The following is an 8,464-nucleotide window of genomic DNA, read 5'->3' as shown; positions in this document are numbered from 1 at the left end:
CGAAGTCTTAAGCTTCAATGTATAACATAACCTTAATTCTCTCTTTTGTTCTTTCTGGTTATATCAACAATTTAATGAGAATCAAACTTAAGATGTATAACCGCAATTACGGCGGATTCGACTACGTCCGAATCCACTCGGAATTGCTAAAGCCTGTGCCTAAACCGAAAATAAACGCATATTAACCCGTAACTGACGGTTATACGAGACCGTTACCTACAATTTCAAATAACACCTTTGAACGACCAAACAAAAGAATATAAAATAAACGATTCGGCTAATCACATTACAGAAATAATTCATTCTGAAATAGGACGGAATAATATTGCTGGAGGATTTTCTGACGACGGAGGAATAGATATCTATGGAAATTTATCATTCTTCGCTTTTACGCCGAACCTAGGGCCGTTAGTGAAACTTAATGTAAGTGCGGCAAATACAAATGAAAACGGAATCGAAAGTAAACTAATTCTAAAAAGAATTAACGGAATCACTTATAAGATGCATTTTTGGTTTACAATCATTTTTGTCGGACTGACATTAATAATTGCTGTATATCAATTAACTGAATACGGATTTGACAAAGCCGAGTTTTTAATTATGCCTGCTTTTGGATTGATTTACTTGCTTATAGTCGAATTAATTGCGGGACTTAAAGTATCATCATTGATTAAAACGGTGGAGAAAGTAATGTTGACCGAAAAAATTAAATATAAAAACTGTAGGTAACACAACCTATAAACAATACGGGCTTCGGGCTTAATCGAAAGGTTTGTGTATTTTTATGAAGTCCGCAAAATCTTTTGGATTTTGCTCTAGACATGAAAAAATAAATCAAAACAAAAAGATTTCGCTATGTGCGTGGCGGAAAGCAAACGCTAGTTTGCTTCCGTACTGTTCATAGCTTAACCGATGATGCACAATTATTCATAATCTTCTTATTGTTTTCAACGGTATTCATCGGTCGCTACGCTCGGTCACCTAAAGGTGAACCCAAATCGCTTCATTGTCGCCAGGCTCCAATTCCCGCACTTTGGGAAACGTGCATCATCACTTCAATAAACTCAGCACAGGCTCCGGGCCATGTCAGATTGCAAGGGCCGTAGAATAAGGGACCATCATATTTTTATCACCTTCAGGCGCCATCGAGGAAAACTGTACATATCAACAGCTATATGCAATCTGGTGTGCTCACTTGTATTTTTCCTTTTTACGTACCTTGTCGGTACGACAAACAAAAATCCAAACGCACGACTTCACATAGCCCTGCGTTGTAGCCAATTATACCAAATGAAAAAACTCCTTTTACTCATCATCTTATTAACTGGTTGTGCGCCTAAAATCACAAATACCAATCTTGCAGAAAATGGAGAACTGATTTATTGGAATGAAAGTAGACCACTAAGAAAATCAGATTTTAGAGGGAGTACAGAGAAAAGACCTTTCCAAGCAGCTACATTTTCTGGACTTAAAATAGAGAACCCTGTCAATATATGGACAGGAAAAACTAGGGTGATTATTAAAAGCTATTTCAACCCTAAATTTTCCTATTTCAAATTTTCTGAAAGAGATAGTAGCGTACTTGCTCATGAGCAACTTCATTTCGACATTACTGAAATCTACGCGAGAAAGTTAAGAAAGGAAATAGTTGAAAAATGCTCCAATCAATACGATTTATTTGAAAAACGTGAATCTATATATAAAAAAGTGGAACTTGAATTAGACCTAAAACAAGATGAATACGATTCTGAGGTATATTCAGAACGTTCATTGCAGACTAAATGGAATCAATGGGTCGAAAAAGAATTATTGTTATTAAAGGACTTTGCAAATGAAGAAGTTCCCATAAAACATAAGTTTTTCGCGCCTAGATAAATAACTGGCTACAACAAAACCTATACGCAATGCGGGCGTAAGTGCTTAAACCAAAGGTCTGGGTATGCCGAGCAGCTCCGCAAAATCTTTTGGATTTTGCTCTTGCAAGGAAAAAATAAGAACAAAACAAAAAGATTTTTGCTATCGCGTGGCGCAACGGCAAGTGCGTGTCCGCCCCGCACTGCGCATAGCCGAGACGATGATGCACAATTATTCATAATCTTCTTATTGTTTTTAACGGTATTCATCGGTCGCTACGCTCGGTCACCTAAAGGTGAACCCAAATCGCTACATTGTCGCTTCGCTCCAATTCCCGCCTTTTGGGAAACGTGCATCATCACTTCGATAAACTCAGCACAGGCTCCGGGCCATGTCAGATTGCAAGGGCCGTAGGATAAGGGACCATCATATTTTTATCACCTTCAGGCGCCATCGAGGAAAACTGTACATATCAACAGCTATATGCAATCTGGTGTGCTCACTTGTATTTTTCCTTTTTACGTACCTTTCGGTACGACAAACAAAAATCCAAACGCACGACTTCACATAGCCCTGCGTTGTGCGCCATTATAAAAAGCCAGTTTAGAACAGATATAAAAAAATCAAATTAAAAGCCCTTAATCCAAAAAATGAATAGATATGTCAAAATTCTATTGTTCTTAATCTTTGCTGGAATCGTTCTTTACATAATCGCAATCGCAAGTGGATACACATCATTTACTGATTGTGAATATTACAAGCAGAATAAGGTAAGTTTAAAATTTATTTTTCTAATTGGCTTGGTAAGTTTTGTATTAGGTAGAATACTCAAAATGGATAACAATTCAATCTATATTTTTGTAGTGGCAATATCATTGTTTACCTTTTTTATAAGTTCACATTTAAGACAAAAAAATATTTCTCAAAAGCTTGAAGAAAACACCGTTGTAATAACCAAAGCAGTTATAAAAAAGATATCTAAGCATCAATTCACCACTTTTCTTGCAATTATTACGATTCCTAAAAAGTTTAAATCAAGCTTAGACTTGCAAAAGAAATCGGACTTGGGAGATTTAAAAGTGAATGACACGATTTTAATTAAGTACAGCTCCGAATGTTATGGGATATGGGATTTTCATAATCTTTCTCCAACAAAAGAGGAATTAAAATATTATAGCGAAAAATAACGTCGCACAACACAACCTATAAACAATACGGGCTTCGGGCTTAAACGAAAGGTTTGCGTATTTTTATCAAGTCCGCAAAATCTTTGGGATTTTGCTTTTTAGTAGGATAAAGAAAAAAAGAAAACCAAAAGATTTCGCTATTTGCGTGGCGGAAAGCAAACGCAAGTTTGCCCCCGTACTGTCCATAGCTCAACCGATGATGCACAATTATTCATAATCTTCTTATTGTTTTTTAACGGTATTCATCGGTCGCTACGCTCGGTCACCTAAAGGTGAACCCAAATCGCTTCACGTCTCCGCCGTTCCCGCCCTTTGGGAAACGTGCATCATCACTTCGATAAACTCAGTACAGGCTCCGGGCCATGTCAGATTGCAAGGGCCGTAGGATAAGGGACCATCATATTTTTATCACCTTCAGGCGCCATCGAGGAAAACTGTACATATCAACAGCTATATGCAATCTGGTGTGCTCACTTGTATTTTTCCTTTTTACGTACCTTTCGGTACGACAAACAAAAATCCAAACGCACGACTTCACATAGCCCTGCGTTGTACGCAATTTGACAAAATGAAAAAGGGAATAACAATATTATTACTACTGATATTTTGCTGTTGTAAAAATGAAGTCAAGTCTAGTCACAATTTTAACGAGAAAAAGCTCACTAGCGATTTGATTTTAGAAATTTTATCCAACGAGAACGATGACTACATAGATTTAAATTGCAAATGTATTTCAGAAAAATCGAAACTTATATTACCACGTTACGGTAGCTTAAAAGGTTTTGCGAAAAAAAACTTAGATATAAAGGACACATTACATTTGAATGACCAAATTGAGCTATTCACACAGTTTAAGATATCTAATAAAATATTGTCTGATTGGAATATTATAACGGAAAAAGAGTTTGACTTGTACAAAATTTCTTCATCAGACAATTCTATTTGGGAATCATTGCTGATTGACTGTCCAAATGGATATTATGCTTTTTCAAAACCTATTTTCAACGAAAATTACGATAAGGCAATAGTTGGATTTGGAAGTATTTGTGGAAGATTATGTGGTGGTGGCGTTACACGTGTCTATCTGCTTGTTGATGGGAAATGGAAGGTTGAAAGGGAAATTAGCTCATGGGTGAGTTAATAAAAAAACTGCGTACAACAAAACCTAAACGTAATGCGGACTTTTGGGTTAAATAGAATGGTCTGTCTATATTTATAATGTCGCTAAATCTGATGGATTTAGCTTTGGACAAGAAAAAACAAAACCAAAAGATTTCGCTACGTGCCTGGCCGAAAGTAAACGCTAGTTTACTCCCTGTTCATAGCTCAACCGATGATGCACAATTATTCATAATCTTTTTATTGTTTTTTAACGGTATTCATCGGTCGCTACGCTCGGTCACCAAAAGGTGAACCCAAATCGCTTCATTGTCGCTACGCTCCAATTCCCGCCCTTTGGGAAACGTGCATCATCACTTCGATAAACTCAGCACAGGCTCCGGGCCATGTCAGATTGCAAGGGCCGTAGGATGAGGGACCATCATATTTTTATCATCTTCAGGCGCCATCGAGGAAAACTGTACATATCAACAGCTATATGCAATCTGGTGTGCTCACTTGTATTTTTCCTTTTTACGTACCTTTCGGTACGACAAACAAAAATAAAAACGCACGACTTTACATAGCCCTGCGTTGGCAACAATATTACAAAAAAAAATTGGATTTGGTTCGTTTTTGGTGTAAATTAGCATCAAAATATATTTCTCATGGCTAGACAGAGCATTTCTTTCACTCGACCAAATGATGAATGGTTAAAGACGCAAGTTGATAATCACGAGTATTCAAGTAAAAGCGAACTTGTTAATGACTTAATTCGTCAAGCTAGAAATCAACAAATCGAAATTGACTGGATTAGAGCTAAATTGGAAAAATCAGAAAATAGCGGATTTACCCATGATAGCAAGGAACAAATCTTAGCACAATCCAAGTCTAAACTTAATGACTAAGTATAGATTAAGTAATGACGCAAAAGATGACCTGATACGCATTCATCGTTACGGAATTAAAAAATTTGGAGTGCAACAAGCGGACATATATTTCGAAACGTTTTTTGAATATTTTGACATTATAGCCAAAAGACCTTATTCATTTGAATCTGTTGAATATATTAAGAAAGGATATCGGAGATGTGTTTGTGGTTCGGACAGTATTTACTACAAAATCAATAATGATACGGTGGACATAATGGCGATTGTCGGAAAACAGGATTTGAAAAATATACTCTAAACTGCACGCAAAAATACTGTTGCCAACAATGCCTAAACGTAATGCGGGGGTTTGGGTTTTAAGCCAAGGTCTGTGTATATTTTTAAAGTCGCTAAATCATATGGATTTAGCTTTGGACAAGAAAAGAAAAAGCAAAATCAAAAGCTCTAGCTTCGTGCACAGACGGAAACGAAAAGTTTCCTTATCCCCGCACTACGCTTAGCCGAGACCGATGATGCACAATTATTCATAATCTTTTTATTGTTTTTTAACGGTATTCATCGGTCGCTACGCTCGGTCACCTAAAGGTGAACCCAAATCGCTTCATTGTCGCCAGGCTCCAATTCGCGCCCTTTGGGATTACGCATCATCACTTCGATAAACTCAGCACAGGCTCCGGGCCATGTCAGACTGCAATGGCCGTAGGATGAGGGACCATCTATTTTATAAACAACTAGACTCGATGGAATGTCTGGCATAAAAAACTAATTAATGAAACACTTATTTATTATTGCTATTTCCTTGCTGAGCATTGCCTGTAATACCAAAAATGAAGATCAGAAAAAGTTAGATTTTGTGGAGTTTGACTTTCATTTTGATACAGGGTCAAATGAGATGCCGTACAATTTTTCTTCATATTGGGATACCTTTCCTACAATTGTCGATAGAAAAGCATGGGAAAATGCCAAAATCGGAAACATAAAAAGGATGCATGAGATTTGGGATACGAAAGAATCAATTGAAATAGAACTTACGCAGGAACAACGAGATAGTTTTGGGCACTACAAAGCAATAGATGCAATAGATTACATATTGAATGAAGCTGAAGAGCACCAAGTAGTCATCATAAATGAAGCTCATCAAATGCCCCAACATCGAATTTTTACCACTCGACTACTTGAAGGACTCAAAAGAAGAGGCTTTAAGCACTTAGGAATGGAAGGATATTTTAATACGCCTCAAGCAGATTCAATTATGCAAGCCAATGGTTATCCTATTCTTGATTCTGGATATTCTACACAAGAACCTCAATTTGGCAATTTAATAAGAACTGCCTTTGATATGGGGTTCAAAATATTTGGATACGAAAGCAGTGGACATGCAAATGGGAAGGAAAGAGAAATTAATCAAGCCCGGAATATTGAATCCTATCTAAATCGATACCCCAACGAAAAGATATTAATTCATTGTGGTTTTGATCATGTATACGAAGGAGCTATGCCTAACGATTCCATGGGTTGGGGAAAGGCGATGGCAGGGAGATTGACGGAATTTACAGGAATCGACCCATTAACCATAAATCAAACAATTTATTCCGAAAAGGGTAATAGGGATTACGAAAACTCGTATTATCAGATTACAGATCTAGAAAGACCTAGTGTTTTTGTCAATGAATCTGGTGAGCTATTTGGTCAGCAACGAAAGGAAGCCTCTCTTGATTTACCTCCTATGGGCACATTCAGGTATGACATAGCAGTTTTCCATCCAAGAAGTAAAAAGCATGATCGTCCACAATGGATGGTGTATGGTGATCGTAAAGAAGTGGAACTATCATTTGTTGAAGAAAATATCGAGTGCCCATGTTTGGTACTTGCCTACAAAAAAGGTGAGAAAGTCGGCAAAGCCGTTCCTTATGATATACAAGAGACGGATGATAAGAAGGTTACATTAGTTTTGGATAAATCCGACTTTGAAATTGTCATATTGAATCAGAAGAATATAGCCCTTAAAGCTGAATTTAACTAGGCATCATAACAAAACTTTATTTTCAAATCCTAATAATGGGGAATGGTCAGAGTGGAGTACAAATCCTCTTAAGCACAAGCCATTGATTTTTATGGGATGAGAGATATGGAGAAATAGATGAATTAATCTAAATAAAGAATAGAGTCACCACACATAACAACGTATAGAACTCATAGCTAATTAGTTGCTTAATTCAAAGTTAAGGCATATTTGCGAAGTCCGCCAAATTTTTTAATTTGGCTTATTGAAAAGAAAAGGTAATAAGAAAATTAAAAATTTCGGCTTGTGCTTAACCGAATAGTTATCGCTAATTTGCACGCTACGAGCCATATACAAGACCGATGATGCACAATTATTCATAATCTTCTTATTGTTTTTAACGGTATTCATCGGTCGCTACGCTCGGTCACCTAAAGGTGAACCCAAATCGCTTCATTGTCGCTACGCTCCAATTCCCGCCCTTTGGGAAACATGCATTATCACTTCGATAAACTCAGCACAGGCTCCGGGCCATGTCAGATTGCAAGGGCCGTAGGATAAGGGACCATCATATTTTTATCACCTTTAGGCGCCATCGAGGAAAACTGTACATATCAACAGCTATATGCAATCTGGTGTGCTCACTTGTATTTTTCCTTTTTACGTACCTTTCGGTACGACAAACAAAAATACAAACGCACGACTTCACATAGCCCTGCGTTAGCAAATATTTGAAAAATGGACGATAAAATTGTAATAGAAAATTTTGACTTTGTGATTAATAACCTTACCGCTAGGAATGGGTTTTCTATTAACAATGAGTTGTTCGATAAATTTAATCCAGAGTCCCCAACAGAAAGAAAACATTTCCTTGATTTGTGTGATGAAATTAGGGAGTTTGGATTAAGAAACGGATACCTTATACAAATTGGAAAACCAGCCAACAATAGCGGATATTTTAATTTAACCGAAAAAGGACTTGACTTAAAAAATTTCGGTAAAGGACATTTGAAATTCGTAAAAAAACTAAATTCAAAACCATTGGATTGGTATAAAATAATCCCTATCATTTTGACTATTGTTTTTGGTTCTGTATCTGCTTATTTTTTAAAAGCAAACTATGACCTGAAACTAAATGAATTGAATCTAAGAGAGATAAACGATTCTCTAATAAAGAACAACGGGAATTTAAAGAATCAACTTTTGATTTATAAAGATTCTCTTGTTGAAATGCAAGAAAAATTAAATGGACATGCATTAAAACCATTATCAACCACATCAAAAACCAAAAATCCAACTTCTGAAATCGACGTCGGAATGAAATAAAAACATTTGCTATAATTCATTGTGGTATTTCTACCGTTAAACATTAATTTTCACTTTTAATTAGCTAGATTTCAGACGGACATTTCCCGTTGGAAAAGTCCACAACG

The 8,464-nt window shown here is 36.6% G+C and carries 8 protein-coding genes; all 8 read left to right on the top strand.

What is annotated here, in order from left to right; translation table 11 throughout:
* Positions 1 to 237: 237 nt before the first annotated feature.
* The gene (locus tag IV512_RS19490; RefSeq protein ID WP_209406405.1) at positions 238 to 729 is read left to right on the top strand and encodes a hypothetical protein; all 492 of its coding nucleotides are present in this window, start codon (positions 238 to 240) and stop codon (positions 727 to 729) included.
* A 561-nt stretch (positions 730 to 1,290) separates the two neighbouring features.
* Positions 1,291 to 1,875 (top strand): hypothetical protein, encoded by a 585-nt coding sequence (locus tag IV512_RS19485; protein WP_209406403.1) that lies wholly within the window; start codon positions 1,291 to 1,293, stop codon positions 1,873 to 1,875.
* A gap of 629 nt (positions 1,876 to 2,504) precedes the next feature.
* Positions 2,505 to 3,041, top strand: coding sequence for a hypothetical protein (locus IV512_RS19480; protein WP_209406401.1), 537 nt, complete (start codon positions 2,505 to 2,507; stop codon positions 3,039 to 3,041).
* 568 nt (positions 3,042 to 3,609) lie between these two features.
* On the top strand, positions 3,610 to 4,182 hold the full coding sequence (locus IV512_RS19475; RefSeq protein WP_209406399.1) for a hypothetical protein: 573 nt from the start codon (positions 3,610 to 3,612) through the stop codon (positions 4,180 to 4,182).
* 625 nt (positions 4,183 to 4,807) lie between these two features.
* Complete coding sequence (locus IV512_RS19470; protein WP_209406397.1) at positions 4,808 to 5,047, top strand: type II toxin-antitoxin system ParD family antitoxin; 240 nt, start codon at positions 4,808 to 4,810, stop codon at positions 5,045 to 5,047.
* Positions 5,040 to 5,327, top strand: coding sequence for a type II toxin-antitoxin system RelE/ParE family toxin (locus IV512_RS19465; protein ID WP_209406395.1), 288 nt, complete (start codon positions 5,040 to 5,042; stop codon positions 5,325 to 5,327). Before IV512_RS19470 ends, IV512_RS19465 begins: the two co-directional genes overlap by 8 nt.
* A 471-nt stretch (positions 5,328 to 5,798) precedes the next feature.
* Positions 5,799 to 7,052, top strand: a complete 1,254-nt coding sequence (locus IV512_RS19460) for a hypothetical protein (protein WP_209406393.1) — start codon at positions 5,799 to 5,801, stop codon at positions 7,050 to 7,052.
* A gap of 717 nt (positions 7,053 to 7,769) precedes the next feature.
* On the top strand, positions 7,770 to 8,357 hold the full coding sequence (locus IV512_RS19455) for a hypothetical protein (protein ID WP_209406391.1): 588 nt from the start codon (positions 7,770 to 7,772) through the stop codon (positions 8,355 to 8,357).
* The last annotated feature ends 107 nt before the right edge of the window (positions 8,358 to 8,464 follow it).

Origin of the sequence: Pseudozobellia sp. WGM2, from assembly GCF_017810075.1 — a bacterium.
In the GTDB taxonomy this organism is placed as follows: Bacteria; Bacteroidota; Bacteroidia; order Flavobacteriales; family Flavobacteriaceae; genus JADNYK01.
Note: the sequence above shows the minus strand (reverse complement) of the source record. Positions and strands in the feature narration are given on the sequence as shown.

What these genes read in the sequence shown, in the direction of transcription:
- IV512_RS19485 (WP_209406403.1), top strand. Translation starts at nt 1,291, where the DNA reads ATGAAAAAACTCCTTTTACTCATCATCTTATTAACTGGTTGTGCGCCT.
- IV512_RS19480 (WP_209406401.1), top strand. Translation starts at nt 2,505, where the DNA reads ATGAATAGATATGTCAAAATTCTATTGTTCTTAATCTTTGCTGGAATC.
- IV512_RS19475 (WP_209406399.1), top strand. Translation starts at nt 3,610, where the DNA reads ATGAAAAAGGGAATAACAATATTATTACTACTGATATTTTGCTGTTGT.
- IV512_RS19470 (WP_209406397.1), top strand. Translation starts at nt 4,808, where the DNA reads ATGGCTAGACAGAGCATTTCTTTCACTCGACCAAATGATGAATGGTTA.
- IV512_RS19465 (WP_209406395.1), top strand. Translation starts at nt 5,040, where the DNA reads ATGACTAAGTATAGATTAAGTAATGACGCAAAAGATGACCTGATACGC.
- IV512_RS19460 (WP_209406393.1), top strand. Translation starts at nt 5,799, where the DNA reads ATGAAACACTTATTTATTATTGCTATTTCCTTGCTGAGCATTGCCTGT.
- IV512_RS19455 (WP_209406391.1), top strand. Translation starts at nt 7,770, where the DNA reads ATGGACGATAAAATTGTAATAGAAAATTTTGACTTTGTGATTAATAAC.